The organism is Streptomyces sp. NPDC014889 (genome assembly GCF_043081205.1).
Lineage (GTDB): Bacteria > Actinomycetota > Actinomycetes > Streptomycetales > Streptomycetaceae > Streptomyces.
The window spans coordinates 198,229-224,889 of the sequence record NZ_JBIBWH010000010.1 but is presented as its reverse complement, the minus strand read 5'-3'; the positions used below and the strand labels follow the sequence as shown (position 1 = coordinate 224,889).

Here is a 26,661-nt window from a genome sequence, read left to right as displayed (position 1 = left end):
TCGCCGGGGTTTCCTGGTGCGCCATCCCTCTCCCCGATCCGAGACGGGACGGGTGCGGCGCGGTGGACCTACGGCGTAGTAAGTCGTAAGGGCACGGCAGGCGCCCAACCCCACAAGCCTAAGGCATGTGAGGTGGGCCTCCTGCCGACCCCGGTTGCTTACCGAGAGTCCTGCTTCAACCCAAGTGGGCTGTTACCAGGAGCTCTTGGTCACGCCCGGCAGCTCGCCACGGTGAGCCATCTCACGAAGGCACACGCGGCACAGGCCGAACTTGCGGTACACGGAGTGCGGGCGGCCACAGCGCTGGCAGCGGGTGTAGCCACGCACACCGAACTTGGGCTTGCGAGCAGCCTTAGCGATCAGAGCCTTCTTCGCCATCTCGCTCACGCCTCCTTGAACGGGAAGCCGAGGTGACGAAGGAGCGCGCGGCCCTCAGCGTCGTTGGTCGCCGTGGTGACCACGGTGATGTCCATACCCCGGACGCGGTCGATCTTGTCCTGGTCGATCTCGTGGAACATGACCTGCTCGGTGAGACCGAAGGTGTAGTTGCCACGGCCGTCGAACTGCTTGGGGGACAGGCCGCGGAAGTCGCGGATGCGCGGCAGCGCGAGCGACAGGGTGCGGTCCAGGAACTCCCACATGCGGTCGCCACGGAGCGTGACGTGGGCACCGATCGGCTGGCCCTCACGCAGCTTGAACTGCGCGATGGACTTGCGGGCCTTGGTGACGGCCGGCTTCTGACCGGTGATCGTGGTGAGGTCGCGGATGGCGCCATCGATCAGCTTGGAGTCGCGGGCGGCGTCGCCCACACCCATGTTGACCACGATCTTGACGAGACCGGGAACCTGCATGACGTTCTCGTACTTGAACTCGTCACGCAGCTTGCCCGCGATCTCCTCGCGGTACTTCTGCTTCAGACGCGGAGTGGTGGTGGTAGCCATCAGATGTCCTCACCCGTCCGCTTGGCAACGCGGATCTTGTTGCCTTCGTCGTCGAAGCGGTAACCGACGCGGGTCACGACCTTCTCGCCGTCCTTCTCCACGACCAGCTGGACGTTGGAGACGTGGACCGGCGCCTCGGTGGTGACGATGCCGCCGGCCTGCGAACCGCGGGCCGTCGGGCCGGCCTTGGTGTGCTTCTTGACCCGGTTGACACCCTCGACCAGGACGCGCTCCTCGCGCGGGTAAGCGGCAATGACCTTGCCCTGCTTGCCCTTGTCCTTGCCGGTGATGACCTGGACCAGGTCGCCCTTCTTGATCTTCATGCTCACAGCACCTCCGGCGCGAGGGAGATGATCTTCATGAACTTCTTCTCGCGCAGCTCACGGCCGACCGGGCCGAAGATACGGGTGCCACGAGGGTCGCCGTCGTTCTTGAGGATGACGGCGGCGTTCTCGTCGAAGCGGATGTACGAGCCGTCCGGACGGCGGCGCTCCTTGACGGTGCGAACGATGACCGCCTTGATGACGTCACCCTTCTTCACGTTGCCGCCGGGGATCGCGTCCTTGACGGTGGCGACGATGACGTCACCGATGCCCGCGTAGCGGCGACCGGAGCCACCGAGCACACGGATGCAAAGGATCTCCTTCGCACCAGTGTTGTCGGCGACACGCAGTCGCGACTCCTGCTGGATCACGTCTATCTCCTGATTGTCTGCCGGTTCCCGGCGAGGCCCGTAAGTGACTCACGGGCCTCGCCGAGCCTGGCGGAACCGTCCTGCGGGTTGCTCCCGCAGGAAATTACTGGTGTCTCGAAAGGCGGGGTCGGCGGGGGCGGTGCCCCCGCTTCTTACTTCGCCTTCTCGAGGATCTCGACGACGCGCCAGCGCTTCGTCGCGGACAGCGGCCGGGTCTCCATCAGGAGGACACGGTCGCCGACGCCCGCGGCGTTCTGCTCGTCGTGCGCCTTGAGCTTCTCGGTACGGCGGATGACCTTGCCGTACAGCGCGTGCTTGACGCGGTCCTCGACGGCGACGACGACGGTCTTGTCCATCTTGTCGCTGACGACGAGACCCTCACGGGTCTTGCGGAAGCCGCGCGCCTCTGCGTTCTCAGTCACGTTCTTCTCGCTCATCAGGCGTTCTCCACCGTTTCGATGCCCAGCTCACGCTCGCGCATCAGGGTGTAGATCCGCGCGATGTCCTTGCGGACCGCCTTGAGACGGCCGTGGTTCTCGAGCTGCCCGGTCGCCGCCTGGAAACGGAGGTTGAACAGCTCTTCCTTGGCCTCGCGGAGCTTGCCAAGAAGCTCCTCGTTGCCCAGCTCGCGCAGCTCGGACGCCTTGGTACCGGCCGACATCACGCTTCACCTGCCTCGCGCTTGACGATCCGGCACTTCATCGGCAGCTTGTGGGCCGCACGGGTCAGCGCCTCACGGGCGATCTTCTCGTTCGGGTAGGACAGCTCGAACATCACCCGGCCGGGCTTGACGTTCGCGATCCACCACTCCGGCGAACCCTTACCGGAACCCATGCGGGTCTCGGCGGGCTTCTTGGTCAGCGGACGGTCCGGGTAGATGTTGATCCAGACCTTGCCGCCACGCTTGATGTGGCGGGTCATCGCGATACGAGCCGCCTCGATCTGGCGGTTCGTCACGTAGGCCGGGGTCAGCGCCTGGATGCCGTACTCGCCGAACGCAACCTGCGTTCCACCCTTGGACATACCGTTGCGCTTCGGGTGGTGCTGCTTGCGGTGCTTGACCCTACGGGGGATCAGCATTTCGGTCAGGCCTCCGTTCCGGTGCTCTCAGCCGGAGCGGCAGCGGCCGGAGCGTCGGCCTTGGGGGCCTCGGCGGCCGGAGCCGACTGCTGCTGCGGCTTGCGACCGCGCCGCTCGCCACCACGGCCACCACGGGCCGGGCGGTCGGCGCCACCACGGGCCGGGCGGTTGCCCGCACGGGCGGCGGCGTTCTCGGCGCGGACCTCGGCGATGTTCTTGACGTCGCCCTTGTAGATCCAGACCTTCACACCGATGCGGCCGAAGGTCGTCTTGGCCTCGAAGAAGCCGTAGTCCACGTTCGCGCGGAGCGTGTGCAGGGGCACACGGCCCTCGCGGTAGAACTCCGAGCGGGACATCTCGGCGCCACCGAGGCGGCCACCGCACTGGATCTTGATGCCCTTGGCGCCGGCCTTCATCGCCGACTGCATGCTCTTGCGCATGGCACGGCGGAAGGAGACGCGGGAGGAGAGCTGCTCGGCGACGGCCTGGGCCACGAGCTGAGCGTCCGTCTCGGGGTTCTTGACCTCGAGGATGTTCAGCTGGACCTGCTTGCCCGTCAGCTTCTCGAGGTCGCCGCGGATGCGGTCGGCCTCGGCGCCACGGCGGCCGATGACGATGCCCGGACGCGCGGTGTGGATGTCCACGCGGACGCGGTCACGGGTGCGCTCGATCTCGACCTTGGAGATGCCGGCGCGCTCCATGCCGGACGTCATCATCCGACGGATGGCGACGTCTTCCTTGACGTAGTCCTTGTACAGCTTGTCGGCGTACCAACGCGACTTGAAGTCGGTCGTGACACCGAGCCGGAACCCGTGCGGGTTTACCTTCTGGCCCATTACCGGGTTCCTTCCTTGCTGCTGACGACCACGGTGATGTGGCTGGTCCGCTTGCGGATCCGGTAGGCACGGCCCTGGGCGCGCGGACGGAACCGCTTCAGGGTCGGACCCTCGTCGACGTACGCCTCGGCGATGTAGAGGCTGTCGACGTCGGTGTGGTCGTAGTTGTGCGCGGCGTTGGCGATGGCGCTGTCCAGCACCTTGCCGACCGGCACGCTCGCGGCCTGCGGGGCGAAACGCAGGACCGCCTGAGCCTCCGTGGCGTCCATGCCACGGATGAGGTCCACCACACGGCGGGCCTTCATGGGCGTGACGCGGATGTACCGCGCCTGGGCCCTGGCTTCCATGGTTGTCCCTTCAGTGTTTGACACGTTCGTCATGGTCTTTCACCCCGCTGACTAGCGGCGCTTCGACTTCCGATCGTCCTTGACGTGACCCCGGAAGGTGCGCGTCGGCGAGAACTCGCCGAGCTTGTGGCCGACCATCGACTCGGTGACGAACACCGGGATGTGGGTCTTGCCGTTGTGCACCGCCAGCGTGTGGCCCAGCATGGCCGGGACGATCATCGAGCGGCGGGACCAGGTCTTGATGACGTTCTTGGTGCCGGCTTCGTTCTGGGCGTCCACCTTCTTGATCAGGTGGTCGTCGACGAAGGGCCCCTTCTTCAGGCTACGAGGCATCTCAACCCGTCCTTAGCGCTTCTTGTTCGTCTTGCGGCGGCGGACGATGTACTTGTTCGACGCCTTCTTGGGCGAACGAGTACGGCCTTCCTTCTTGCCCCACGGGGACACCGGGTGGCGACCACCGGAGGTCCGGCCCTCACCACCACCGTGCGGGTGGTCGACCGGGTTCATGACCACACCACGGACGGTCGGGCGGACGCCCAGCCACCGCTTGCGGCCCGCCTTGCCCCAGTTGATGTTGCTCTGCTCGGCGTTGCCGACCTCGCCGACCGTGGCGCGGCAGCGCTGGTCGACCAGGCGGATCTCGCCGGAGGGCATGCGGAGGTGGGCCATCGAGCCCTCCTTCGCGAGCAGCTGCACGGAGGCACCGGCGGAGCGGGCGAACTTGGCGCCGCCACCGGGACGGAGCTCGATCGCGTGGATCGTGGTACCGACCGGGATGTTGCGCAGCGCCAGGTTGTTGCCCGGCTTGATGTCGGCCGCGGGGCCGTTCTCGACGCGGTCGCCCTGCGACAGGCCGCGCGGCGCGAGGATGTAGCGCTTCTCGCCGTCGGCGTAGTGCAGCAGCGCGATGCGCGCGGTGCGGTTGGGGTCGTACTCGATGTGCGCGACCTTCGCCGGCACGCCGTCCTTGTCGTGACGACGGAAGTCGATCACGCGGAAGGCGCGCTTGTGTCCGCCACCCTGGTGGCGGACAGTCACACGACCGGAATTGTTACGGCCGCCCTTGCTGTGCAGGGGACGGACCAGCGACTTCTCCGGCGTGGACCGCGTGACCTCGACGAAGTCGGCGACGCTGGCGCCACGACGGCCCGGCGTAGTCGGCTTGTACTTGCGGATTCCCATTTCTCAGTCCTCGTCCGATATCGGACGATCCGGACCGCCGTCAGGCGGTCGGACCGCCGAAGATGTCGATACGGTCGCCCTCGGCGAGGGTCACGATCGCGCGCTTGGTGGCGGAGCGCTGACCGAAGCCGGTCTTGGTGCGCTTGCGCTTGCCCTGGCGGTTGATCGTGTTGACCCCGGTGACCTTGACGTCGAAGACCGCCTGGACGGCCTGCTTGATCTGGGTCTTGTTGGCGTTCGGGTCGACGATGAACGTGTACTTGTTCTCGTCGAGGAGCGCGTAGCTCTTCTCGGAGACGACCGGCTTCAGCAGGACGTCACGGGGGTCCGTGTACGACTTGCTCAGCGGGGTCTCGACGGTGTTCTTGCCCTCGGCGGCGTGGCGCCGCGCCTTGGCGACACGCGCGGCCTTGGCGGCCTTGGCAGCCTTCGAGGCGATGCTCGGGTGACGCGTAGCCATCAGGCCTCGCTCCCTTCGTTGTCGTTGGCCTTGTTCGGGCCGGCGACGAAGGACTCGAAAGCGGCCTGGGTGAAGACCACGTCGTCCGAGACGAGAACGTCGTACGTGTTCAGCTGGCCCGGCTCCAGGATGTGGACCTGGGGCAGATTGCGGGCGGACAGCCACGCGGCCTCGTCGGCGCGGTCGACGACCAGGAGCAGGTTCTTGCGCTCCGAGATCTTGCCGAACAGCGTCCTGACGGACTTCGTGGAGGGGGTCTCGCCCTCGACCACGCCGGTGACGACGTGGATGCGGTTGTGGCGGGCCCGGTCGGTGAGGGCGTGGCGCAGGGCCGCGGCCTTCATCTTCTTCGGGGTCCGCTGCGAGTAGTCGCGCGGCTGCGGGCCGTGGACGACGCCACCACCGGCGAACTGCGGCGCGCGGGTCGAACCCTGACGGGCGCGACCGGTGCCCTTCTGGCGGTACGGCTTCTTGCCACCGCCGCGGACCTCGCCACGGGTCTTGGTCTTGTGCGTGCCCTGACGGGCCGCGGCCAGCTGCGCGACGACGACCTGGTGGATCAGCGGGACGCTGACCTTCTCAACGCCGAAGATCTCCGCGGGGAGCTCGACGGTACCGGCCTTGTCGCCCGCCGGCGAAAGGATGTCAACAGTGCTCATCGGTTACCTCAGGCCCCCTTGGCCGCGGTGCGGACCAGGACGAGGCCGCCGTTCGGACCGGGAACCGCGCCCTTGATGAGCAGCAGACCCTTCTCCGCGTCAACGGCGTGGACGGTCAGGTTCTGGGTGGTGACCCGCTCGTTGCCCATGCGACCCGCCATGCGGAGGCCCTTGAACACGCGGCCCGGGGTGGCGCAGCCACCGATGGAGCCAGGGGAGCGGTGCTTGCGCTGGGTGCCGTGCCCGGCGCCGAGGCCACGGAAGTTGTGGCGCTTCATGACACCGGCAAAGCCCTTGCCCTTGCTCTTGCCGGTGACGTCGACCTTCACGCCGGCCTCGAACACCTCAGCGGTGATCTGCTGGCCGAGGGTGTACTCGGCGGCGTCCGCGGTGCGGATCTCGACGAGGTGACGACGGGGGGTGACGTCGGCCTTGGCGAAGTGGCCCTTGAGGGGCTTGTTCACCTTGCGCGGGTCGATCTCGCCGAAGGCGATCTGGACCGACTCGTAGCCGTCGACGTCGTTCGTACGAACCTGGGTGACGACGTTGGGGCCGGCCTTGACGACGGTGACCGGGACGACACGGTTGTTCTCGTCCCACACCTGCGTCATGCCGAGCTTCTCGCCCAGGATGCCCTTGATCTGCTTGGTCATCTCTCAGATCACCGGCCTCAGAGCTTGATCTCGATGTCGACACCGGCCGGGAGGTCGAGTCGCATCAGAGAGTCAACGGTCTTGGGGGTCGGGTCGAGGATGTCGATCAGGCGCTTGTGCGTGCGCATCTCGAAGTGCTCGCGCGAGTCCTTGTACTTGTGCGGCGACTTGATGACGCAGTACACGTTCTTCTCAGTGGGCAGCGGCACCGGGCCCGCGACCGACGCACCAGTACGGGTCACCGTCTCGACGATCTTCTTCGCCGAGGAGTCGATGACCTCGTGGTCGTAGGCCTTGAGCCGGATGCGGATCTTCTGTCCCGCCATGGCTACTTCGTAGTCCTGTCTCTTCTTACGCTCCGGAACCCGGTGTTCCCTTGACCTTCTCCGACCCACGCGGTCGGGCGTGTCGCGCTCCCGCTGACATGGATGCCCCTTGCTTCGAACATCCCATCGGGATTGCACACGGTCCCCGCCGGTACCGCGAGTCGGGGGCGAAGGCCCACCGGGTGCCTGGTCGGCGCCGCGCCCACGCTTCCCGGAAGATTCCCGTACGTCCGCCCCAGCGCTGCCGTGAGGCAGTTAGGGCGACGAGTACCGTGGGACTCGCTTCCGGTCCTCCCGGCGGGAGGCGCGCAGCATCAACGCTCGACCGAGCAACTCGGACAGTCTGCCACAGCGAACGGCGGCCTGGCCAATCGAGCCGGGGATATTACCCCGAGAGTGACGCAGGTCAAACCAGGGGCCGCCGGGCCGGCGAAGTGCACCGGGACGCCGAGCGCATGGAGAAGTGGTCGATCGCCTGGGTACTGGCCGCGATAGCCGGCCGGTTCCGTCTGCCGCAGCGAACTGCGGAAGGACGGCACGGCCTGAGCCGAGGTCGGTCCGCCACGGCGTACGCCACGAAGTCCGTCCGGCGAGTACGGCGGCCGCACTGCTCCGATCACGGCTCGCGTGCTGGACGCCGTCGCCGCCCTGCACGCACCGCCGCGGACTTCCTGGCCGGCCCCGGACCGCGCGCCGAGGTGGCCCGCGAGTTCACCGCGGCCGGCGGCGCACTCGCCGCACGCCGGGGAGCACCCGCTGAGCGCCGGGTCCGGATGAAACCGGCCCCGGCACACTCGCGGCGGCTTCGCCGTCAGATGACGCCCTGGGCGAGCATCGCGTCGGCCACCCGCTCGAAGCCGGCGATGTTCGCGCCGGTCACGTAGTCGCCGGGGGCGCCGTAGCGCTCGGCGGTCTCGTGGCAGGTGGTGTGGATGTCGCTCATGATGAGGGCCAGCTCCCGCTCCACCTGGGCGGCCGTCCACGCCGTACGGGAGTGGTTCTGCGCCATCTCCAGGGCGCTGACCGCGACACCGCCGGCGTTCGCCGCCTTGCCGGGACCGAAGGCCACCCCGGCCTGCTGGAACAGGTGCACGGCCTCGGGCGTCGCCGGCATGTTCGCGCCTTCCGACACGGCCTTCACGCCGTTGCGGACGAGCGTCTCCGCGTCCTTCTCGTCCAGCTCGTTCTCCGTCGCCGAGGGCAGCGCGACATCGCCCGGGACGTCCCAGACGCGCCCGCCGGGCACGAACCGCGCGGAGGCGCCCCGGCGCTCGGCGTACTCGCTGATCCGGGCGCGCTCGACCTCCTTGACCTGCTTCAGCAGCTCGACGTCGACGCCCTTCTCGTCGATCACGTACCCGCTGGAGTCCGAGCAGGTCAGCGGGTTCGCGCCGAGCGCGGTCAGCTTCTCGATGGTGTAGATCGCGACGTTCCCGGAGCCGGAGACGACGGCCGTCTGGCCCTCCAGTTCCTCGCCGCGCTCGCGCAGCATCGCCTCCGCGAAGAGCACGCTGCCGTACCCGGTGGCCTCCGGCCGGATCAGGGAGCCGCCCCAGTTGGAGCCCTTGCCGGTGAGCACGCCGGCCTCCCAGCGGTTGGTGATCCGCCGGTACTGGCCGAACAGGTAGCCGATCTCGCGGGTGCCGACGCCGATGTCACCGGCCGGCACGTCGGTGTGCTCGCCGATGTGCCGGTGCAGCTCCGTCATGAACGACTGGCAGAACCGCATGACCTCCGCGTCGCTGCGGCCGTGCGGGTCGAAGTCGCTGCCGCCCTTGCCGCCGCCGATGCCGAGCCCGGTCAGCGCGTTCTTGAAGATCTGCTCGAAGCCGAGGAACTTGATGACGCCGAGATTCACGGACGGGTGAAAGCGCAGACCGCCCTTGTACGGGCCCAGCGCGCTGTTGAACTCCACCCGGAAACCGCGGTTGACGTGCACGCGGCCGTGGTCGTCCTGCCACGGCACCCGGAAGATGATCTGCCGCTCCGGCTCGCACAACCGCTCCACGAGCCCTGCCTCCGCGTACTCCGGCCGGGCCGCGAGCACCGGCGCCAGCGTCTCCAGTACCTCATGCGCGGCCTGGTGGAACTCGGGCTGGGCCGGGTTGCGGCGCTCGATCTCGGCGAGCAGGGAGGCGAGCTGGGTCTTGGTGTCGGGTCGGGTCGTCACAGGGTCCCCTTCTGGCACGGCTACTACCGGCCTCGAAGCCGGTGATGAACGCTCGGCGCCGTTGCCGCGCGCAGGAACTCGGCCGACCCGGGAGTGGGCATCCGGGAAAACGGCCGACCCTTCAGTGTTACCCCTGGATCGATGCACTGGCCAGTGACCAGACACCCTCAGTCCACGATGTGAGATAAAGATTCCGAAAAATCGGCTGGTGCGACCGTTCCCGGCGGTGCCTACGCCAGGGGCCGGTAAGGCAGGAACTCGACCGCCAGATACACGCCGACGCCCAGCAGGACCGCCCAGCGGGCGAGTCCCCCGCGGATCTGTGCCCGTTCGGCCCGCTCGGTGGGGCGCAGGTCACCGTGGAGGGCCATGACGGTGAGCGTGTCGGCCGCCCGGCCCCCCGTGCCGGGACGGCGGGTGACACGGCTCAGCCAGGGCGGCGCGAAGAGGCCGGTCATGGGCTCCGGCGACTGGCCGAAGAACTCCAGTTGCCCGTCCTGCCGCAACTCCACCCGGCCGATCCGCGACCACGGCAGGAATCGCGTGGACAGCAGACGGCGTATGTACACGCCGTCCCGGTCCGCGGTGACACGCCACAACGCGAGCCAGCAGCACACCCAGCCGACGAACAGCGACGACCACACCGCGCTGATCAGACCGCCCGGCCGGGGATGCGCCAGGCTCCCCACGTCCTGATGGTCGGCCAGCAGGACGAACACGGCGCAGAGGATCGCGGCCGTCGCCTTCCCGCGCCACCCGGCACGCCACACCAGCGGCGCCTGCGGCGCCGTCATCACCCCAGCGAGTTCCTCGACCCGGTCCCGGCGCTCCTTGCGCGCCTCCCGCCGCCGCTCCGCCCGGCCCGCTCTCATCCCCACCCCAGCCCCACCAGCCCCCGCCGTCGTATACGACGGCGAGCTTACCGACGGGCGGGGGTCCCTCTCCGCCCCCGGCCGGTGCCGGGGGCGGTCCAGGCACGAGCCGTCCTACACCCGCCGGCTCTCCAGTGGGCCCAGATACGTGTCCGGCAGGCCGCCCGTGTCGATCAGCAGGCGTTGCAGGACCAACGTCGGGTCGATCGTCCAGAATTTCAGGCGGTGCGCTCCGGCGCGGGTGATCCTGTGCCGGGTCGAGGTGCGGTTCATGTTGTCGGACGTGTTGCGGGCCCACTCCATGTTCATCGTGCCGTCGTTCGCGCCCGTGGCCGCGTTGATGTCCACCGTCTGCGGTGCGGTGTCGTCGAAGGAGATCCCGTAGCGCAGGCCGCCGGTCGGCAGGGCCGGGTTCCTCGGGGACACCTCCGCCCACACGGTCACCTCGCCCGCGGAGAGGAGGGTCACCTCGTACTCCAGACGCGGGGAGCTCGCGGCCCCCGGGGTGCGGCGCGGGGCCGTCACCGGCCAGGGGGTCATGCCCGAGGTGGTGCGGCCGACCCCGTCCAGGCGGCGCCACTCCCCCACTACCCGGTCGTGGTGCTCCGCGTCGATCGCCACATAGCCGCCGGCCTCCACGAAACCCTGCGCCAGCCGGGGTGAGGTGTTCTCCGCCGTGCAGGCGACCGTCACCGTCGTGCCCGCGCCCGAGATCGTCAGCTTCGCCTCGGCCCGGCCGCTCGGCACCCGGCGCCAGTCCACCCGGACCTCCACCCGCACCTGCTGGTCCACCCGGCCCCGGGCGCGGTCCACCAGCAGCCACGGGGCCGACGACCCGATCCGGTAGTCGAAGGCCGTGCGGCCGCGGTTGAAGAGCTCCACGTACTGCTGCGGGCGGGTCTGGTACGGGCTGAAGGAGGGCAGCCGCGCCGCGGTCGTCGCCCCTCCCGGCCACCAGCTCCCCGCGTCCTCCGCGCCGTCCACCGAGACGCCCAGTTCGGCGGCGCGCGGCACCTCGATCCGGCGGACCGCGGGGAAGAGGACGTCCGGGATCGCCACGTTGTCGATCTCCGGCTGCTGCCAGCCCGCGTTCGGGCCGTAGCGCTCCACGTCCCCGTAGTCGATGTGCGGCTGGGTCTGGAAGCCCTTCCACTTGCCTCCGGCCACCTCGTGGTTGAAGCGGTCGGCGAGGGCGAAGTCCCGCTTCAGGCCCGCTTCCGCCCGGGCCGCCAGGTCGTTGGTGGCCGCCCGGCCCTGCCGGGCGTAGAGGAGGTTCGTGAACTCGGCCTGCCGCAGGTCGTAGAGGTTCGCGGTCGCCTCCACCGCGTAGCCCACCAGCTCGAACCAGGCGTCCCTGCTCCGCGCGGGCAGCGTGCGGGCGACGCGGTCGGCCTTGCGGGCCAGTGCCTTCCAGTCGTCGGCGACCCGCTCCAGCTCGCGGTGGGCGAAGTGGAACGGGGTCTGCTGGTCGTCGTAGACGACCTCGCCGTCCCTGAGGGTGATCCGGCGGTTGAGCAGCTCGGGCTTGCGGCGCGCCTGGAGCCGGCCGTACGCGGCCAGGACCTCCGCGATCGGCCCGGAGTCCGCCTCGCCGAAGTTCTGGGCGGCGTAGCGGCGTTCCCACTCCTTCAGCCGCTCCTGGGGCCAGCTGTCCGGGTTCCAGGCGTAGTTGAGGAAGAACTCCGTGGGCAGCTCGTTGCCCTTCAGGTCGCCGACGTTGGTGACCCACAGTCCGTGGTTGCCGTAGGCGTGCGCCTGGTGGAGCTGGTCCCAGAGGTTGGTGAGGTTCGCCGTGTCGACCCACTTGTAGTTGCGGCCGGCGCCGACGTAGTCGAAGTGGTAGTACAGGCCGTATCCGCCGGCGCGGTCGCGCTCCGCGGGGTCGGGGTGCTTGCGGATGTTGCCCCAGTTGTCGTCGGTGAGGACGACCGTCACGTCGTCCGGGGCGCGCAGGCCGCGGTCCCAGTAGCGCTGCACCTCCTTGTAGAGGGTCCACACCTGCGGGGTCTCGGCGGCCGGCCGGCCGGTGATCTCCTCGATGATGCGGCGCTGCGCGGCGATGATCTCCTGCATCAGCTCGATGCCGTCGCCGTCGGGCAGGCTGGTGTCGCCGTTGCCGCGCATGCCCAGGGTGACGACGCCCTCGAAGCCCTCGTCGACCATGCGCCGGATGCCGTCCCGCCAGTACGCCTTGATCGCCTCGGCGTTGCGGACGTACGACCACTCGCCGTTGCCGCCGTAGGGGTCCTTGCCCGCGCTCGCGTGGCGGTTCCACTCCTCGATGCCGCGCATCATGGGCGCCTCGTGGGAGGTGCCCATGACGATGCCGTACTCCGACGCCCGCTTGTGGTTCTCCGGGTCGTCCTCCGCGAAGGCGCGCCCCCACACCGCCGGCCAGAGGTAGTTGCCCTTCAGCCGGAGCAGCAGCTCGAAGACCTTGGCGTAGAAGTCGGCGTTGAAGCCGCCGGGCCGGCCGGGGGCCTTGCCGGGGCCGAAGTAGGCGGGCGCCCAGGTGCCCAGGGCCGGGTTCTCGTCGTTGATGAAGACGCCGCGGTACTTCACCACCGGGGTGCCCTGCGTGTGCCGGCCGGGCAGGATCCAGACGCGGTTGCGGCGCACCGGCGGCACGTCGTCCCACCAGTACCAGGGCGAGACCCCGATGCCGTACGAGACGTCGTACAGCCCGAAGATCGTGCCGCGCGGGTCGCTGCCCGCGATGACGAGCGCGCGGTCGACTCCGGGCATCGGATGGTCGACCACCGCCTGGAGCGAGGTCTCCCAGCGGCCGCGCACCCCGCTGACGTCCAGCTTCCCCGACTTCACCAGTCCGTCGATCAGCGGGCTGCGGCCGATCGTCCCCACCAGCACGGCGTTGCGGGCGATGGTCCGGCCCGGTCTTACGCCGGTGACCCGCTGGATGTCGTCGCACAGGTCACCCGCCGCCCGGACGACGCCGGTGTGGTCGTCGGCGCCGACCACGACCGGGGCGCCCACCAGGGAGAACGAGCCCGGTTTCGGCTCGCGGGGTGCGAAGGAGACGTAGGCCCCCGGATCCGTCACCCGCGGGCCGCCGCCCTCGTTCCCGGCTGCCCAGGCGGAACCCGCCCCACCCGCAGCACCCGACGACAGCACCGGCACCGCGGCGAGGCTCGCGCCCAGGACGGCTCTTCGGCTGACGTGCGCAGACATGGCACACCCCTCACACACCTGAATTTGGTCAGTGGCATGACAAATGTTGGAGGAGGGGTCTGCGGGGAACCAGGGGTCGTACGCGCCGAATAGTTTCGTAACCACATCCCTCGGTCCGGCACCCTGTGGTACGAACCAACCCATTGGTCCGATCACTGAGGTGACGGGCTTGCACAACGGGCGTCACTGGGTGCGACGCTGCGTTTACGTCCAGCCCCACCCCGGCGCGTGTGCTCCGGGGTGGGGTCAGGGGCCGTTGACGCGGCCCCGCGTCGCCACAACTCCCACGCACGGGCGCGGATGTTGCGGGAGCTGTTCCGGTCGCCGTACCCGCTGCCGGATGCCCGTCAGATCCTCCAGGGCGATCCCGCGAGCGGTGCGTTCTGCCTCGGCCACCACATGCTTCGCGATCTTGTGGTTGATGTCCTTCACCCGCCGAGCTTCCTTACGCCGCCGCCTCTTCAGACGGCGCCTGGCGGACGGGGTGTCTTTCCTCTGCAGCTTCGCCCGTAGCTTGCGTTCCCGGACCCGGATTCGGTTCAGCTCCCGACCGGCCATGATCTCGCCGTCGGACGTGGTGGCGATGTTCACGATGCCCAGGTCGATGCCGAGGAAGTCCACCGGATCGGTGTTCGGCGGCTGCTCGGGAACCTCGCAGGTGGCGTTCAGGAACCACATGCCGTCCCGCACCAGCAGGTCCGACTCCCCCCGGCGGTAACAGGCCAGGGTGGCCAACTGCTCGGCAGAGGCGGTGAACGCCACACCCTTCACCCGCCCAGCCGTCGTCCAGATCGAGATCCGCCGCTCGCTGATCTGCCGGGACAGCATCCGGTCGTCGTAGGGCTGTGCGCTCTCCATCCGGAAGGCGATCGGCTTCTCGGCGGCCCTGCGGTAGCGCTTCGAGCCCGGCCGACCCAGCCTCCCGACCTTCAGGTTCGCCTGCAAGGCGGCGTAGGCGTCGCAGGTCTTCTTGATCACATGCTGGGCGGCCTGTGCACCCAGCCCCCACCGCGATTTGATCTCACGGTAGGCGCGCTTGCGCAGCGCGAAGTTCTTCTTCGCGTCCTTGTCGAACGCGACCTGGCTGGCCCAGGTCGCCGCCTCGTTACAGGCGCGCAGGCTCGCCTCGAGTGCCGCCGCCTGCACGGGCGTCGGCAGCAGCCTGATCTGCACCACCAGCTTCACGATCACCGCCACACGTTCGGTTACCTCGCGGGACGGCCTGCCGCCGCGCCCGGACACCGCGCAGGGGGCCACTGCGCAGCCGGGCAAGGGCGACGAAGCAGCGGCTTTCCACGCCACAGTCCTGAGGATGCGATTCCTCCCAGGCAACGCCCGGGGTTCCTCGCAAGAATCCGCTGAAGACGACCTCCGGCGGCCCCGACGAGGCCGGGCCCCGGCGATCCGGGCCCGGGCAACCCGGGCGGCACCTGGGCGGCCGGCACCGTCTACCAGGCCGGCGCCACGGTGACCTACGGCGGCGCCTGCTACCGCTGCCTCCAGGGCCACCAGGCCCAGCCGGGCTGGGAGCCCCCGAACGCCCCGGCGCTGTGGCAGCGCCTGTGACCCCCTGACCCGGGGAACGCGAAAGGGCCCGTACGACAGAAGTCGTACGGGCCCTTGTGTGCTCGCGATGGAGCTACCAGGCCGAGAGAGCCGTCAGCAAGCCCGTGAGCTTACTTGACGATCTTGGTGACCTGGCCGGCGCCCACGGTACGGCCACCCTCACGGATGGCGAACTTCAGGCCCTCTTCCATGGCGACGGGCTGGATGAGCTCCACCTTCATCTCGGTGTTGTCACCCGGCATGACCATCTCGGTGCCCTCGGGGAGGGTCACCACGCCGGTCACGTCCGTCGTGCGGAAGTAGAACTGCGGACGGTAGTTGTTGAAGAACGGCGTGTGGCGGCCACCCTCGTCCTTGGAGAGGATGTAGGCCTGGGCCTGGAACTCGGTGTGCGGGGTGACCGAGCCCGGCTTGATGATGACCTGGCCGCGCTCGACGTCCTCGCGCTTGATGCCGCGGAGCAGCAGACCGACGTTCTCACCGGCCTGGCCCTCGTCGAGCAGCTTCCGGAACATCTCGATGCCGGTGACCGTGGTGGTGGTCTTCTCCTGCTTGATGCCGATGATGTCGACGGTCTCGTTGACCTTGAGGACACCACGCTCGATGCGGCCGGTGACGACCGTACCGCGACCGGTGATGGTGAAGACGTCCTCGATCGGCATCAGGAACGGCTTGTCGACGTCGCGCTCCGGCTCCGGAATGGCGGTGTCGACGGCGTTCATGAGGTCCAGAACGGACTGGACCCACTTCTCGTCGCCCTCGAGCGCCTTCAGAGCGGAGACACGGACGACCGGGAGGTCGTCGCCCGGGAACTCGTACTCGGAGAGGAGCTCGCGGACCTCGAGCTCGACGAGCTCCATGATCTCTTCGTCGTCCACCATGTCGGACTTGTTCAGCGCGACGACGATGTACGGCACGCCGACCTGGCGGGCCAGGAGCACGTGCTCCTTCGTCTGCGGCATCGGGCCGTCGGTCGCGGCGACCACCAGGATCGCGCCGTCCATCTGGGCGGCACCGGTGATCATGTTCTTGATGTAGTCCGCGTGACCGGGGCAGTCGACGTGGGCGTAGTGACGCGCCTCGGTCTGGTACTCGACGTGCGAGATGGAGATCGTGATACCACGCTGGCGCTCTTCGGGCGCCTTGTCGATGTTGTCGAACGGGGTGGCCTCGTTCAGCTCCGGGTACGCGTCGTGCAGCACCTTGGTAATGGCGGCCGTGAGGGTCGTCTTACCGTGGTCGATGTGACCGATGGTGCCGATGTTGACGTGCGGCTTAGTCCGCTCGAACTTCGCCTTCGCCACTGGGTTCCTCCTGTGGAGTGGTTCTGTACGCCTTACTCATCGGCGCCAGGTGATCTTTGCTGGATGGCCCGGAGCTCCGGGGCATTCCTCCGGCTGTGCGGCTGGTCGCCGCGAATCCGTGGAATGCCCCGAGAGGCTCCGGAGTCAAGACTAAAGGCTGGAACTCGGGTGAGTTACTCGCCCTTGGCCTTCGCGATGATCTCCTCGGCGACGTTCCGCGGAACCTCGGCGTAGGAGTCGAACTGCATCGAGTAGCTTGCGCGACCCGACGTCTTGCTGCGGAGGTCGCCGACGTAGCCGAACATCTCCGAGAGGGGCACGAGGCCCTTCACGACACGGGCACCGGCCCGCTCCTCCATGGCCTGGATCTGGCCACGGCGGGAGTTGATGTCGCCGATGACCTCACCCATGTAGTCCTCGGGCGTGGTGACCTCGACGGCCATCATCGGCTCGAGCAGCACGGGGCTGGCCTTGCGCGCGGCCTCCTTGAAGGCCTGCGAACCGGCGATCTTGAAGGCGAGCTCGGAGGAGTCGACCTCGTGGTAGCCACCGTCGAGAAGCGTGACGCGGACGCCCGTCATCTCGTAGCCCGCCAGGATGCCGAACTGCATCGCTTCCTGGGCGCCGGCGTCGACCGAGGGGATGTACTCCTTCGGAACGCGACCACCGGTGACCTTGTTCACGAACTCGTACGAGGCGTCGCCGCCCTCGATCGGCTCGATCGCGATCTGCACCTTGGCGAACTGGCCGGTACCACCAGTCTGCTTCTTGTGCGTGTAGTCGACCCGCTCGACCGCCTTGCGGATGGTCTCGCGGTAGGCGACCTGCGGCTTGCCGACGTTGGCCTCGACCTTGAACTCACGGCGCATACGGTCGACCAGCACCTCGAGGTGCAGCTCGCCCATACCACCGATGATGGTCTGGCCGGTCTCCTCGTCCGAGTGGACCTGGAAGGACGGGTCCTCCTCGGCCAGGCGCTGGATCGCGACGCCCAGCTTCTCCTGGTCGCCCTTCGACTTGGGCTCGATGGCGACCTGGATGACCGGCGCCGGGAAGTCCATGGACTCCAGGATGACCGGGTTCTTGTCGTCGGACAGCGTCTCACCGGTGGTGGTCTGCTTCAGGCCCATGACGGCGACGATGTCACCGGCGCCCACCGACGGGATCTCCTCACGCTTGTTGGCGTGCATGCGGTAGATCTTGCCGATGCGCTCCTTCTTGCCCTTGACGGAGTTCAGCACCTGCGTGCCGGACTCCAGGCGGCCCGAGTAGACCCGGACGAAGGTGAGCTTGCCGAGGTGAGGGTCGCTCATGATCTTGAACGCGAGCGCGGCCAGCGGCTCGTCCTCGGACGGCTTGCGCTTGATGACCTCTTCCGCGTTGCCCACGGCGTGGCCCTCGATGGCCTCGACGTCGAGCGGCGTGGGGAGGTAGCGCACGACCGCGTCGAGCAGGGGCTGAACGCCCTTGTTCTTGAACGCGGTACCGCAGAACACCGGGGTGATGGTGGTCTCGGTGGCCTTGCCGGACGCGATGGTGATACGACGGATCGCGGCGTGCAGCTGCTCCTCGGTGGGCTCGTTGCCCTCCAGGTACAGCTCCATGATCTCTTCGTCGTTCTCCGCGACGGCCTCGACCAGCTTGCCGTGCCACTCCTCGGCGGCCTCGGTGTGCGTGGCCGGGATGTCGACGACGTCGTACATCTCGCCCTTGGCGGCCTCGGCGGACCACACGAGCGCCTTCATGCGGACCAGGTCCACAACGCCCTTGAAGTCGGCCTCGGCGCCGATCGGCAGCTGCATGACCAGCGGCTGCGCGCCCAGGCGGTCCTTGATCATGTCGACACAGCGGTGGAACTCGGCACCGGTGCGGTCGAGCTTGTTGACGAAGCAGATGCGCGGAACGCCGTAGCGGTCCGCCTGACGCCACACCGTCTCGGACTGGGGCTCGACACCGGCGACGCCGTCGAACACCGTCACGGCACCGTCGAGCACACGCAGGGAGCGCTCCACCTCGACGGTGAAGTCGACGTGACCCGGCGTGTCGATGATGTTGATCGTGTGGTCGACGTTGTCCAGCGGCCAGTGACAGGTGGTGGCAGCAGAGGTGATCGTGATGCCACGCTCCTGCTCCTGCTCCATCCAGTCCATCGTGGCGGAACCCTCGTGGGTCTCACCGATCTTGTAGGACACACCGGTGTAGAACAGGATCCGCTCGGTGGTGGTCGTCTTGCCCGCGTCGATGTGGGCCATGATCCCGATATTGCGGACATGGGCCAGGTCAAGTGAAGTGGTAGCCATAAGGCTTCAGTCTTCTCTCGGTTCTCGATGGGGTAGCGACTACCAGCGGTAGTGCGCGAAGGCCTTGTTGGACTCGGCCATCTTGTGCGTGTCCTCACGCTTCTTCACAGCGGCACCGAGGCCGTTGGAGGCGTCGAGGAGCTCGTTGAGCAGACGCTCGGTCATGGTCTTCTCGCGACGGGCGCGGGAGTAACCGACCAGCCAGCGCAGCGCCAGGGTGTTGGCGCGGCCGGGCTTGACCTCGATCGGCACCTGGTACGTGGCGCCACCGACACGGCGGGACTTGACCTCGAGGGTCGGCTTGATGTTCTCGAGAGCGCGCTTCAGCGTGATGATCGGGTCGTTGCCGGTCTTCTCGCGCAGACCCTCCATGGCGCCGTAGACGATGCGCTCGGCGGTGGAGCGCTTGCCGTTCAGCAGCACCTTGTTGATCAGCGAGGTCACCAGAGGAGAGCCGTAGACCGGGTCGATGATGACCGGGCGCTTCGGGGCGGGGCCCTTACGAGGCATTCTTACTTCTCCTTCTTGGCGCCGTAACGGCTGCGAGCCTGCTTGCGGTTCTTGACACCCTGGGTGTCGAGCGAACCGCGGATGATCTTGTAGCGAACACCCGGCAGGTCCTTCACACGGCCGCCGCGCACGAGCACGATGGAGTGCTCCTGCAGGTTGTGTCCCTCACCCGGAATGTAAGCCGTGACCTCGATGCCGCTGGTCAGGCGCACACGCGCGACCTTACGGAGGGCCGAGTTCGGCTTCTTCGGAGTGGTCGTGAACACACGCGTGCAGACGCCACGGCGCTGGGGCGAACCCTCGAGTGCGGGCGTCTTGTTCTTTTCGACCTTGTCCTGCCGGCCCTTGCGGACCAGCTGCTGGATCGTAGGCACTACTTCTCCGGTTTCTGTGTGCCGATGGGTACAGCTAACCTGGAACGTCGCCGACCCACGCGGTCGGGTGTGTCGAATCCCGCAGACTCCCACCGCAAGGCAGAAAGAGGCGCAGATCACGGTGGCCGCTCAGCGGCTCCCGGTGCGGTTTGAAGGCACGCACGAAAGCCAGGGCACACCCCAGGCACAAGGTCTGAGCGTACCTACCTCATTCGCTGTGGTCAAAACAAATGGGCCCTGCCCGCCGCGCCGCGCGGGGCTTGTCAAGACCCGGACCCGCGAGCGATCTTCGAATCCACGGAATGTGATCTTCGAACAGCGGAATCCCCGCGTCATCCCGACCCCGCGATCCCGGCGATAACGAGCACGATCACGACCACCGCCCAGCCCGCGACGGACAGCCAGCCCAGGACCAGCCCGGCCAGCGCGAGACCGTCACCGCCCTCGCCGGTGCGGCGCATCTCCGCGCGGGCGGCGTGGCCCAGGACCACCGCCGGCAGGCCCGTCACACCGGCCGTCATCAGCGTGAGCACCCCGCAGACCAGGGAGCCGACCGCCTTTCCGTTGGTGGGCGGCGTCGCCGGCAGGAACGCGGGCGGCAGGTGCGGGAACGCGGCGGAGGCGAGCGGCACCGGTCCCTGCGGCAGATCAGCCACCAGCAGCGCCAGTTCCGCGACCGTGCGTGCCTGGTACGCGCGTGCGACGCGCTGGTCGAGTTCCCGTTCGTCCAGGCGGCCCTCGCCGAAGCCTGCCCTGAGCACGTCCACGGCCCGCTCGCGGTCGGCGTGGGACGCCAGCAGCGACGGGCCGCCCGGGGCCTGCCACGGCTGCGGAATCCCCTGTCCCGGTCGCCAGGGCTGCATGGGCTGCATGGGCTGCATCGGCGACACGGGCTGCATCGGCTGCATCGGCTGCCATGACGGGTACGACGACTGGTACGACGGCTGGTACGACACTGGAACCTCCCCCGGACCGCGTGTGTCCCTCCATCATGCGCCAAAGGCGGACATCCCGTTATGGGACGGCGCGCCCGTTCGGGGAGTGAAGGAAGCCCTTCGGACATCCATGGCCGAATCGCGCCCTTCCATGCCACACCGCTGTGTGCTTTCAGTACGTTGATCCGTCCGCTGCGGGCGAGGAATCGGGGGATGGGCATGGCGACGACAAGGACGGCGGCGCACTCGCCGGACGACGGGGGCCTGGACGACCGGGTGCCGTTCCTGGCGAGGCTGGAGACGGAGGACCGCTCGGCACTGCTGTCGCTCGGCCACGAGCTGACGTTCGGTCCGCGGGTGGTGCTGCTGCACCAGAACGAGCCCTCCTCCTACGTCCTCTTCCTCGTGCACGGCTGGACGAAGGTCACCGCGTCGGCCGCCAACGGCTACGAGGCGCTGCTCGCGCTGCGCGGGCCGGGCGACGTCATCGGCGAGTCGGCGGCTCTGACCGGCCGGACCCGCTCGGCCACCGTGACCGCGCTGGAACAGGTACGGGCCGTGGCCGTCCAGCGCGAACGCTTCACGGAGTTCCTCGCGGGCTCTTCCGCCGTCTCCTTCGCGCTGCTCGCCCTCGCCTCCGACCGCACCCGCACCGCCGACCGGCGCCGTCTGGAGTTCGCGTCCATGACCGTCAGGGAGCGGTTCACGACCCTGCTGCTCGACCTGGCCCGCACCCACGGACGCCGTACCGACGAGGGCGTCGAACTGTCGGTGCCGCTGAGCAAACAGGAGCTGGCGGGTTCGGTGGGCGCCTCACGCGAGGCGGTGCAGCGGCTGCTGAAGGAGCTGCGCGAACGTGACGTGGTCCGCACCGGGCGCCGGGCGCTGGTGATCGTGCGGCCGGACGTGCTGCGCAGGATCGCCCGGGCGGAGACGCCGCGGTAGGCGGGCGCGCTGGGCGGGTTCTGTGCACACGGTCACAGTCCGAGTGGGTCATCGGTCCTCACGTCCCTTCGGTCCCTCGCGCCACCCTTCTGACGTCGGCGCGACCCGAGCCGGTACGGCGCTCGCCGGTACGGCACGCACAGAGAGGCGACCATGAGCGATCCCGTGGGCCGGACGATGCTCCTGCTCGACATCGAGAGGTACAGCGACCGGGACGACGTGGAGCAGGCGTATCTGCGACGCGTTCTCTACAACATCGCCGACCGGGCCCTCGAGCACGCCGGCATCGACGAGACTCGGCGGCTGCGGGCCGACCGCGGCGACTCGGTCATGGAGCTGATCGACGCGGGCGCCTCCGTCACGGCACTGCTGCGGGCCCTGCTCACCGAGGTGCCGGCCCAGTTGCACGGCTACAACCGGCTGGCGTCGAGTTCGGCCCAGATCCGGCTCAGGGGCGTGGTCGCCACCGGCTACGTGGCCGTCGACGAACACGGCGGCTGGGTCGGCTCCGACCTGAACCACGCCTGCCGGCTGCTCGACGCCCCGCTGCTGCGCGCCGCCCTGCGGGAGCGGGCCGACGGTTTCGCGCTGTGCGTGTCGGACGCCCTCTACACCGGGGTCGTACGCCATGACCACACCGGCATCCCGGCCGCCGACTTCCACGCGGTGACGATGGAGAGCAAGAACGGCCCGCTGCGCGCCTGGCTCCACGGGCCCGCGCCGCGCGAGGCCGCAGACCACGGTGACACGGGGGCGGGGGAAACCCCGGTGCCGGGAACGTCGGGGGACGTCCCGGCACCGGGGTCGCCACCCGAGGCCCCGACCACCCAGCCACCACCGGCCGACAGATCGCCCGCACCGGGGGCGGCGGCCGCGGAGTCGCCCCCCGAGGCGTCTCCGGCCGCGGAGCCGCCCGCAGCCGGGACATCGGCGCCCGGTACAGCCGCTCCCGGCTCATCCGCAGCCGCGGCACCCGCGCCCGCGGCACCCGCGCCGGGGACGGCGGTCGCGCCGCCCGCGGGCGGTGGTGCCGTGTTCCACTTCGGCAGCGGCTCGCCCCGCTTCGGCGGGAGTCTCGTGGGCGGTGACCAGCACGGCGTGTCCGGCGGACAGGTCACCGGGGACGTGCACCTCGGGGGAACGGCGGGTGAGGAGTCGTGACGGCCGCATCGGCGGCCGGGCCCGTCTCCGGCGACGGGTCGCCCGGCGCCGCGCCGCCGCCCCAGCAGCGACCGCCGAGGCCGTCACCGCCCGGACGGCCGGCGTCCGACGAGGACCCGCTGTCCGACACCGGCCTGGAGCCGGAGGCGGAGGGCACGCAGGAGGCCCGGGCCGCGCAGCGAGAGCTGTTCGCGCACACGCCGGGCTTCTTCCTCGGCGACGAGAGCCGCTTCGGCGGCAGCCTGGTCGGCGGCGCCCAGCACGGAGTGTCCGGCGGGCAGGTCACCGGGGACGTGTACCTGGGCGGCCGGACCGAGATCCACCAGCACGGCACCCTCGGCGCCGCCCCCGACGCCTTCGGTGAGATACCCAGCGGGCGGATCGAGGAGCTCGCGGCCGTCTTCGCCGAAGGCCCCGGCTTCGCCACCGCGCTGAAACGGTTGCGCGAGGAGCGGGTGCTGGTCCTCTCCGGCGCCCACGCCACCGGCCGCCATGCCGCCGCCCTGATGCTGCTGCACCGCCTGGGTGTCCCTGCCGTGCACGCGCTGAGCCCCGAGACCACGCCCGCCGCGCTGAGCGGCCGGCTCACCCAGCCCGGCGGCTACGTCCTGCGCGACCTGCCCCTCAGCCGCAATCGGCCGCTGCGCGACACCCACCTGTTCGCGGTCCGTGACCAGCTCGTCAAGGCCGGCGGCCACCTCGTCGTCACCGTCGAGAACTCGCCCCATCTGCCCGGCGTCACCCCCTGCCCGTGGGCGCCGCCGCCCGCCGAGGACGTCGTAAGGGCCCTGCTCGACCGGCGCAGACCCGCTGACACCGACACCCTGCTCGCGCTCCCGCCGGTGGTGGACTTCCTCACCGCCGCCGACCGCCATCCGGCCGAGGCCGCCGCGTTCGCCGAGGCAGTGGCGGCCTACGACGGCAGTCCCGACGCGCTGGCACGGCTGGCGGACTTCGGGCGGACCGCCGTGGAGAAGCAGTGCCGGGACTGGCTCGGCGATCCGCAGACCGGACTGCGCGACAAGGCCTTCCTCATCGCGCTGGCCGTCTTCGACCAGGCGCCGTACGTCCTCGCCGCCGAACTCGCCGACAAGCTGTTCGTGCAGTTCGAACGCTTGCAGCACCCCGACAGGCCGCCGACCATCCCGGTGTTCGGACCGGCAGCCGAGGACCGCCTCGCCCTCGCCCGGGCCGGCGGTGAGGTACGGCAGGAACAGACCGAGTGGGGCCCGGTCCCGCAGTTCATGGCCGCCTTCCGCGACGAGCGCACCCCCCAGGTACTGCTCACCGAGGTGTGGACCAGCCACCCTTCGGCCCGCCCGGCCCTGGTCGAATGGCTGCGGCAGCTCGCCCGCGACGGCCGCCCCCTGGTCCGCACCCGCGCCGCCGCGGCCACCGCGCTGCTCGCCGCCGCCGACCTGCCCTCCACGACGGCACTGCTCGTCGACGGCTGGGCCACCGCACGCTCCGTCGGCCCGCGCGTCACCGCCGCAAACACGCTCACGCTGGCCCAGCTCCTCGGCCAGCCGGTCGTGCTGCGCCTGCTCACCCAGTGGTGCAACGACGGCCAGTGGGGGCGGCGGTGGACCGCCATCCGCGCCTTCGGTCTGCTCGCCCCGCTCCGCCCCGACCTGGCCGGGCCGGCCCTCGACGCGCTGGCCTCCCGCGCCCGGGTCGACGCCAGCAGCCAGGCCGAACGGGACAACCTCACCGAGTCCGCCGCGCTGCTGCTGTCCGCCGGCCACCGCCGGGGCGAGGTGCTCGCCGAGTTCGTACGGCTGCTGTACCGGGACACCCCCGCGGTCCGCGACCTCGCCCTGGCCGCCTTCGTCCGCGCCTGCGACAACAAGGAGGATGGCGCGCTCGTCGGCTGGTACGCCGAGACCGGCATGTACCAGGCGGACGCGGCCGGCGACCTGGCCACCCTGTGGCGCACGGCCCTCAACGACCCCACCCGGACCCGCGACGCGCTGAACGCCTTGCAGACCTGGGTGCATGTCGCCGACCGCCGCACCGACGCGGCGCGGGCCCTGGAGCTGCTGCTGCCCGCGCTGGTCGTCACCGCGGAGGACCGCAAACGGCTCGACCACGAACTGCGCACCATGCGCGCCGAGGACGGCAGCCCGCACCCGCCGTTCGCCGAGCACCTGCTCACGGTGCTGTGTCCGGCGCCCGCCCCGCACTGAAGGACCACAGCAAGAAGAGGAGCTGAACCATGGCGGACTTCCGCCGACCGCCGGAGTGGACGCAGAACGCCGACCGGCACACCGCGCTCATCGACCCGGTGCTGACCGTGCGTCCCATCTCGCGCTTCGACTACACCGCCCGCCGGCAGGTCGGCGCGATCGACCACGCCCTGGTCTTCGTCACCGCGAGCGGCTCGTACGACGTCTTCCTGCCGCCGCGCCGCCCGAGCCGTGCCGAGGCGGCCACCCGTCGCTACACCTCCGTCTACGAGGTGGACATGGGCAGCCACCCGGTCCAGCTGGAGCTCGAACTGCCAAGCGACGACGACGCGTTCTGCTTCGGAGCGACCGCCGACCTCACCTGGCGGGTGGCGGACCCGATCGCCTTCGTGGCGAGCGGCGAACGGGACGTGCCGACCCGGCTCACCCGCGAACTCCAACAGGCGGCACGCCCGATCACCCGGCGCTTCCCCATCGAGGACAGTCCCGCCGCCGAACTGGCCGTGCAGCGGGCGGTCGAGGAGGAGGCCTCCTTCGCCGCGGGCATCGGTCTGAACGTGGCTTGCGTGGTGCGGCTGCGCCTGGACGACGACGCCATCGCGCACCGCCGTCGCAAGCGCACCCTTCGCTATGAGTCGGAGATGCTCGACCCCGAGCACGAGTACCGGATGCGCCAGGCGCAACTCCAGCACCAACTGGAGGTCCTGCGCGAGCAGCAGTCCCAGGAACTGGTCGCGCAGAAGATCGCCTTCTACCAGTACTGGCTCCAGCACGGCGGTGTCGGCGCCTGGGCCCTGCACCTGGCGGCACACCCCGGGGACACCAGGATGGTCGTCAGCACCTTGCAGAAGGACCAGCTCGGCGCCATCCGCAAGGAGCTGGAACTGATCGCCGGGGACACCCTGGAGGACTACCAGAAGGCCGAGTCGGCGCGCTCCGTCCTGCGCTCCGTCGACGACCTCATGCTCGAGCAGGCCGCGCCGCCCCAGGCCCTGCCGCCGGGCGCGCCCCCGCAACAGCCGTACGGCGCACCCCAGCCCCACGTCCCGGGCCCGCCACCCGCCCAGCCACCGCCACCGTACGCAGCGCCCGGCACCGCCCCGCCACCGTACGCAGCGCCCGGCACCGCCCCGGCGCCGTACGGCCAGCCGTCCCAGGGGCAACCGCCGTACGGACAGCCGCCGTTGGGGCAGCCGGTGCCCGGTGCGCCCGGGTACGGACAGCCGCCGTCAGGACAGCCGGTGCCCGGCACGCCGGCGTACGGGCAGCCGCCGCACGGCCAGGCGTTCCCCGCCTCCCCGACGCCTCCCCCGCCGCCGGTGCCGCCCGCGCCCCCCGCCGCGGCCGTTCCTCCGCTGACTCTCGTCTCCGACGGGCCCGCGCCGGCCGTACCGCCCGCGCCCGGCACCGCCCAGGAGGAGCCCCCCGAGGCGGGGTCGGCATGACCTCCCCCGACACCACCGCGCCCCCGGCCGCCCCCACCGACCGCACGGCGCAAGGGCTGCTCGCCGAGCTGCGCGACGAGATCGCGCGAGCCGACGCCAAGGCCTCCGTCCTGGTGGCGGCGCTGGGCATGACTGCCGGAGTGTTCACCGGGCTGGTCGCCGGCAAGGACTGGTCGCCGGGCAAGCTCTCCGGTGCGGGGACCGGTCTGTGGTGGGCGGGGGCGGCGGCGCTGGCCCTGTCGCTGATCGCGCTGCTGATCGCGGTGCTGCCCCGCTTCCAGGCCGGGTCGTGGGCCGAGGGTCGCCCCCTGTGCTACTTCGGCGACATCCAGCAGGCGGTACGGGCGGGCCGGCTGGCCGAGGCGCTCGCCGACACCGAGCGGGACCCGGCCGCCGCCGTGCTGGCCGCGCTCACCGAGAAGAGCCGGATCGCCGCGTCCAAGCACCGCTGGATCCGCACCGGCCTGATCTCCTTCTGCGTCGGCGCCCTGCTCCTGCCCACCGCCGCTCTCGTCGGCTGACGTCC

29 protein-coding genes and 1 pseudogene are annotated in these 26,661 nt (G+C 69.8%); 6 read left to right on the top strand and 24 right to left on the bottom strand.

Going from position 1 to position 26,661, the window contains the following annotated elements; genetic code table 11:
• Positions 1–192: 192 nt before the first annotated feature.
• From ACF09J_RS21850 to ACF09J_RS21760, 19 genes are all read right to left on the bottom strand, one after another.
• The gene (locus tag ACF09J_RS21850) at positions 193–378 is read right to left on the bottom strand and encodes a type Z 30S ribosomal protein S14 (RefSeq protein WP_003948630.1); all 186 of its coding nucleotides are present in this window, start codon (positions 376–378) and stop codon (positions 193–195) included.
• Between the two features lie 5 nt (positions 379–383).
• The gene (rplE, locus tag ACF09J_RS21845) at positions 384–941 is read right to left on the bottom strand and encodes a 50S ribosomal protein L5 (protein WP_358733877.1); all 558 of its coding nucleotides are present in this window, start codon (positions 939–941) and stop codon (positions 384–386) included.
• Positions 941–1,264, bottom strand: a complete 324-nt coding sequence (rplX, locus tag ACF09J_RS21840; RefSeq protein WP_392307099.1) for a 50S ribosomal protein L24 — start codon at positions 1,262–1,264, stop codon at positions 941–943. The genes rplE and rplX overlap by 1 nt, the downstream gene beginning before the upstream one ends.
• Positions 1,265–1,266: 2 nt before the next feature.
• On the bottom strand, positions 1,267–1,635 hold the full coding sequence (gene rplN / locus ACF09J_RS21835) for a 50S ribosomal protein L14 (RefSeq protein ID WP_003992364.1): 369 nt from the start codon (positions 1,633–1,635) through the stop codon (positions 1,267–1,269).
• Between the two features lie 152 nt (positions 1,636–1,787).
• Positions 1,788–2,072 (bottom strand): 30S ribosomal protein S17, encoded by a 285-nt coding sequence (gene rpsQ / locus ACF09J_RS21830; protein WP_100569747.1) that lies wholly within the window; start codon positions 2,070–2,072, stop codon positions 1,788–1,790.
• On the bottom strand, positions 2,072–2,296 hold the full coding sequence (gene rpmC / locus ACF09J_RS21825; protein WP_018564811.1) for a 50S ribosomal protein L29: 225 nt from the start codon (positions 2,294–2,296) through the stop codon (positions 2,072–2,074). The genes rpsQ and rpmC overlap by 1 nt, the downstream gene beginning before the upstream one ends.
• Positions 2,296–2,715 carry a 50S ribosomal protein L16 gene (gene rplP, locus ACF09J_RS21820; RefSeq protein WP_009190136.1) on the bottom strand — a complete coding sequence of 140 codons (420 nt, stop codon included), beginning with the start codon at positions 2,713–2,715 and terminating at the stop codon, positions 2,296–2,298. Before rplP ends, rpmC begins: the two co-directional genes overlap by 1 nt.
• Positions 2,716–2,720: 5 nt before the next feature.
• Entirely contained in the window at positions 2,721–3,551 is an 831-nt protein-coding gene (gene rpsC / locus ACF09J_RS21815) for a 30S ribosomal protein S3 (protein ID WP_100569745.1), read from the bottom strand.
• The gene (rplV, locus tag ACF09J_RS21810; protein ID WP_030936396.1) at positions 3,551–3,898 is read right to left on the bottom strand and encodes a 50S ribosomal protein L22; all 348 of its coding nucleotides are present in this window, start codon (positions 3,896–3,898) and stop codon (positions 3,551–3,553) included. The genes rpsC and rplV overlap by 1 nt, the downstream gene beginning before the upstream one ends.
• Positions 3,899–3,949: 51 nt before the next feature.
• Positions 3,950–4,231 carry a 30S ribosomal protein S19 gene (gene rpsS, locus ACF09J_RS21805; protein ID WP_003992359.1) on the bottom strand — a complete coding sequence of 94 codons (282 nt, stop codon included), beginning with the start codon at positions 4,229–4,231 and terminating at the stop codon, positions 3,950–3,952.
• A 12-nt stretch (positions 4,232–4,243) separates the two neighbouring features.
• Entirely contained in the window at positions 4,244–5,080 is an 837-nt protein-coding gene (rplB, locus tag ACF09J_RS21800; protein WP_392307098.1) for a 50S ribosomal protein L2, read from the bottom strand.
• 40 nt (positions 5,081–5,120) lie between these two features.
• Entirely contained in the window at positions 5,121–5,540 is a 420-nt protein-coding gene (gene rplW / locus ACF09J_RS21795) for a 50S ribosomal protein L23 (RefSeq protein WP_392307097.1), read from the bottom strand.
• Positions 5,540–6,199 carry a 50S ribosomal protein L4 gene (rplD, locus tag ACF09J_RS21790; protein WP_392307096.1) on the bottom strand — a complete coding sequence of 220 codons (660 nt, stop codon included), beginning with the start codon at positions 6,197–6,199 and terminating at the stop codon, positions 5,540–5,542. The genes rplW and rplD overlap by 1 nt, the downstream gene beginning before the upstream one ends.
• A gap of 8 nt (positions 6,200–6,207) precedes the next feature.
• Complete coding sequence (gene rplC / locus ACF09J_RS21785; protein WP_100569740.1) at positions 6,208–6,852, bottom strand: 50S ribosomal protein L3; 645 nt, start codon at positions 6,850–6,852, stop codon at positions 6,208–6,210.
• Between the two features lie 17 nt (positions 6,853–6,869).
• On the bottom strand, positions 6,870–7,178 hold the full coding sequence (gene rpsJ / locus ACF09J_RS21780; protein ID WP_003948644.1) for a 30S ribosomal protein S10: 309 nt from the start codon (positions 7,176–7,178) through the stop codon (positions 6,870–6,872).
• 811 nt (positions 7,179–7,989) lie between these two features.
• Positions 7,990–9,348 (bottom strand): NADP-specific glutamate dehydrogenase, encoded by a 1,359-nt coding sequence (gene gdhA, locus ACF09J_RS21775; protein ID WP_392307095.1) that lies wholly within the window; start codon positions 9,346–9,348, stop codon positions 7,990–7,992.
• Positions 9,349–9,578: 230 nt separating this feature from the next.
• Positions 9,579–10,220 carry a PH domain-containing protein gene (locus ACF09J_RS21770; protein ID WP_392307183.1) on the bottom strand — a complete coding sequence of 214 codons (642 nt, stop codon included), beginning with the start codon at positions 10,218–10,220 and terminating at the stop codon, positions 9,579–9,581.
• 114 nt (positions 10,221–10,334) lie between these two features.
• Positions 10,335–13,409 carry a glycosyl hydrolase 115 family protein gene (locus tag ACF09J_RS21765; RefSeq protein ID WP_392307094.1) on the bottom strand — a complete coding sequence of 1,025 codons (3,075 nt, stop codon included), beginning with the start codon at positions 13,407–13,409 and terminating at the stop codon, positions 10,335–10,337.
• A 246-nt stretch (positions 13,410–13,655) separates the two neighbouring features.
• The gene (locus ACF09J_RS21760; RefSeq protein WP_392307093.1) at positions 13,656–14,711 is read right to left on the bottom strand and encodes a transposase; all 1,056 of its coding nucleotides are present in this window, start codon (positions 14,709–14,711) and stop codon (positions 13,656–13,658) included.
• A gap of 81 nt (positions 14,712–14,792) precedes the next feature.
• Here ACF09J_RS21760 and ACF09J_RS21755 point away from each other — a divergent pair.
• A pseudogene (locus ACF09J_RS21755) lies at positions 14,793–14,975 on the top strand (carbohydrate-binding protein); the annotation flags it as partial.
• Positions 14,976–15,085: 110 nt separating this feature from the next.
• Here the strand turns inward: ACF09J_RS21755 and tuf are convergent.
• The 5 genes from tuf to ACF09J_RS21730 form a co-directional block, all read right to left on the bottom strand.
• Positions 15,086–16,279 (bottom strand): elongation factor Tu, encoded by a 1,194-nt coding sequence (gene tuf / locus ACF09J_RS21750; RefSeq protein ID WP_388481617.1) that lies wholly within the window; start codon positions 16,277–16,279, stop codon positions 15,086–15,088.
• Positions 16,280–16,452: 173 nt separating this feature from the next.
• Positions 16,453–18,579, bottom strand: coding sequence for an elongation factor G (gene fusA / locus ACF09J_RS21745; RefSeq protein ID WP_392307092.1), 2,127 nt, complete (start codon positions 18,577–18,579; stop codon positions 16,453–16,455).
• A gap of 39 nt (positions 18,580–18,618) precedes the next feature.
• Entirely contained in the window at positions 18,619–19,089 is a 471-nt protein-coding gene (gene rpsG, locus ACF09J_RS21740) for a 30S ribosomal protein S7 (protein ID WP_003992340.1), read from the bottom strand.
• Positions 19,090–19,091: 2 nt separating this feature from the next.
• Positions 19,092–19,463 (bottom strand): 30S ribosomal protein S12, encoded by a 372-nt coding sequence (gene rpsL / locus ACF09J_RS21735; protein ID WP_003948652.1) that lies wholly within the window; start codon positions 19,461–19,463, stop codon positions 19,092–19,094.
• Positions 19,464–19,795: 332 nt separating this feature from the next.
• Positions 19,796–20,344, bottom strand: a complete 549-nt coding sequence (locus tag ACF09J_RS21730) for a DUF1707 and DUF4190 domain-containing protein (RefSeq protein WP_392307182.1) — start codon at positions 20,342–20,344, stop codon at positions 19,796–19,798.
• 273 nt (positions 20,345–20,617) lie between these two features.
• Here ACF09J_RS21730 and ACF09J_RS21725 point away from each other — a divergent pair, with 273 nt between their 5' ends.
• The 5 genes from ACF09J_RS21725 (at position 20,618) to ACF09J_RS21705 (ending at position 26,656) form a co-directional block, all read left to right on the top strand.
• A complete protein-coding gene (locus ACF09J_RS21725) occupies positions 20,618–21,343 on the top strand; it encodes a Crp/Fnr family transcriptional regulator (protein WP_392307091.1) in 726 nt (241 codons plus the stop codon).
• A 153-nt stretch (positions 21,344–21,496) separates the two neighbouring features.
• Positions 21,497–22,504 (top strand): hypothetical protein, encoded by a 1,008-nt coding sequence (locus ACF09J_RS21720; RefSeq protein WP_392307090.1) that lies wholly within the window; start codon positions 21,497–21,499, stop codon positions 22,502–22,504.
• Positions 22,501–24,690 carry a hypothetical protein gene (locus ACF09J_RS21715; protein WP_392307089.1) on the top strand — a complete coding sequence of 730 codons (2,190 nt, stop codon included), beginning with the start codon at positions 22,501–22,503 and terminating at the stop codon, positions 24,688–24,690. The genes ACF09J_RS21720 and ACF09J_RS21715 overlap by 4 nt, the downstream gene beginning before the upstream one ends.
• Positions 24,691–24,719: 29 nt before the next feature.
• Positions 24,720–26,135, top strand: a complete 1,416-nt coding sequence (locus ACF09J_RS21710; protein ID WP_392307088.1) for a PE-PGRS family protein — start codon at positions 24,720–24,722, stop codon at positions 26,133–26,135.
• Positions 26,132–26,656, top strand: a complete 525-nt coding sequence (locus ACF09J_RS21705; RefSeq protein WP_392307087.1) for a Pycsar system effector family protein — start codon at positions 26,132–26,134, stop codon at positions 26,654–26,656. The genes ACF09J_RS21710 and ACF09J_RS21705 overlap by 4 nt, the downstream gene beginning before the upstream one ends.
• Positions 26,657–26,661 lie beyond the last annotated feature (5 nt).

Excerpts from the sequence above, each read along its gene's own strand:
- rplP (WP_009190136.1), bottom strand. The coding sequence starts at position 2,715 with ATGCTGATCCCCCGTAGGGTCAAGCACCGCAAGCAGCACCACCCGAAG.
- fusA (WP_392307092.1), bottom strand. The coding sequence starts at position 18,579 with ATGGCTACCACTTCACTTGACCTGGCCCATGTCCGCAATATCGGGATC.
- ACF09J_RS21730 (WP_392307182.1), bottom strand. The coding sequence starts at position 20,344 with ATGCAGCCCATGCAGCCCATGCAGCCCTGGCGACCGGGACAGGGGATT.
- ACF09J_RS21705 (WP_392307087.1), top strand. The coding sequence starts at position 26,132 with ATGACCTCCCCCGACACCACCGCGCCCCCGGCCGCCCCCACCGACCGC.
- rpsQ (WP_100569747.1), bottom strand. The coding sequence starts at position 2,072 with ATGAGCGAGAAGAACGTGACTGAGAACGCAGAGGCGCGCGGCTTCCGC.
- ACF09J_RS21720 (WP_392307090.1), top strand. The coding sequence starts at position 21,497 with ATGAGCGATCCCGTGGGCCGGACGATGCTCCTGCTCGACATCGAGAGG.
- rplV (WP_030936396.1), bottom strand. The coding sequence starts at position 3,898 with ATGGAAGCCAGGGCCCAGGCGCGGTACATCCGCGTCACGCCCATGAAG.
- rpsJ (WP_003948644.1), bottom strand. The coding sequence starts at position 7,178 with ATGGCGGGACAGAAGATCCGCATCCGGCTCAAGGCCTACGACCACGAG.
- ACF09J_RS21725 (WP_392307091.1), top strand. The coding sequence starts at position 20,618 with ATGGCGACGACAAGGACGGCGGCGCACTCGCCGGACGACGGGGGCCTG.
- rpsS (WP_003992359.1), bottom strand. The coding sequence starts at position 4,231 with ATGCCTCGTAGCCTGAAGAAGGGGCCCTTCGTCGACGACCACCTGATC.
- rplD (WP_392307096.1), bottom strand. The coding sequence starts at position 6,199 with ATGAGCACTGTTGACATCCTTTCGCCGGCGGGCGACAAGGCCGGTACC.
- rpsG (WP_003992340.1), bottom strand. The coding sequence starts at position 19,089 with ATGCCTCGTAAGGGCCCCGCCCCGAAGCGCCCGGTCATCATCGACCCG.
- ACF09J_RS21710 (WP_392307088.1), top strand. The coding sequence starts at position 24,720 with ATGGCGGACTTCCGCCGACCGCCGGAGTGGACGCAGAACGCCGACCGG.
- ACF09J_RS21850 (WP_003948630.1), bottom strand. The coding sequence starts at position 378 with ATGGCGAAGAAGGCTCTGATCGCTAAGGCTGCTCGCAAGCCCAAGTTC.
- ACF09J_RS21770 (WP_392307183.1), bottom strand. The coding sequence starts at position 10,220 with ATGAGAGCGGGCCGGGCGGAGCGGCGGCGGGAGGCGCGCAAGGAGCGC.
- rplX (WP_392307099.1), bottom strand. The coding sequence starts at position 1,264 with ATGAAGATCAAGAAGGGCGACCTGGTCCAGGTCATCACCGGCAAGGAC.
- rplB (WP_392307098.1), bottom strand. The coding sequence starts at position 5,080 with ATGGGAATCCGCAAGTACAAGCCGACTACGCCGGGCCGTCGTGGCGCC.
- ACF09J_RS21765 (WP_392307094.1), bottom strand. The coding sequence starts at position 13,409 with ATGTCTGCGCACGTCAGCCGAAGAGCCGTCCTGGGCGCGAGCCTCGCC.
- rplW (WP_392307097.1), bottom strand. The coding sequence starts at position 5,540 with ATGGCTACGCGTCACCCGAGCATCGCCTCGAAGGCTGCCAAGGCCGCC.
- rplC (WP_100569740.1), bottom strand. The coding sequence starts at position 6,852 with ATGACCAAGCAGATCAAGGGCATCCTGGGCGAGAAGCTCGGCATGACG.
- rpmC (WP_018564811.1), bottom strand. The coding sequence starts at position 2,296 with ATGTCGGCCGGTACCAAGGCGTCCGAGCTGCGCGAGCTGGGCAACGAG.
- rpsC (WP_100569745.1), bottom strand. The coding sequence starts at position 3,551 with ATGGGCCAGAAGGTAAACCCGCACGGGTTCCGGCTCGGTGTCACGACC.
- rplE (WP_358733877.1), bottom strand. The coding sequence starts at position 941 with ATGGCTACCACCACCACTCCGCGTCTGAAGCAGAAGTACCGCGAGGAG.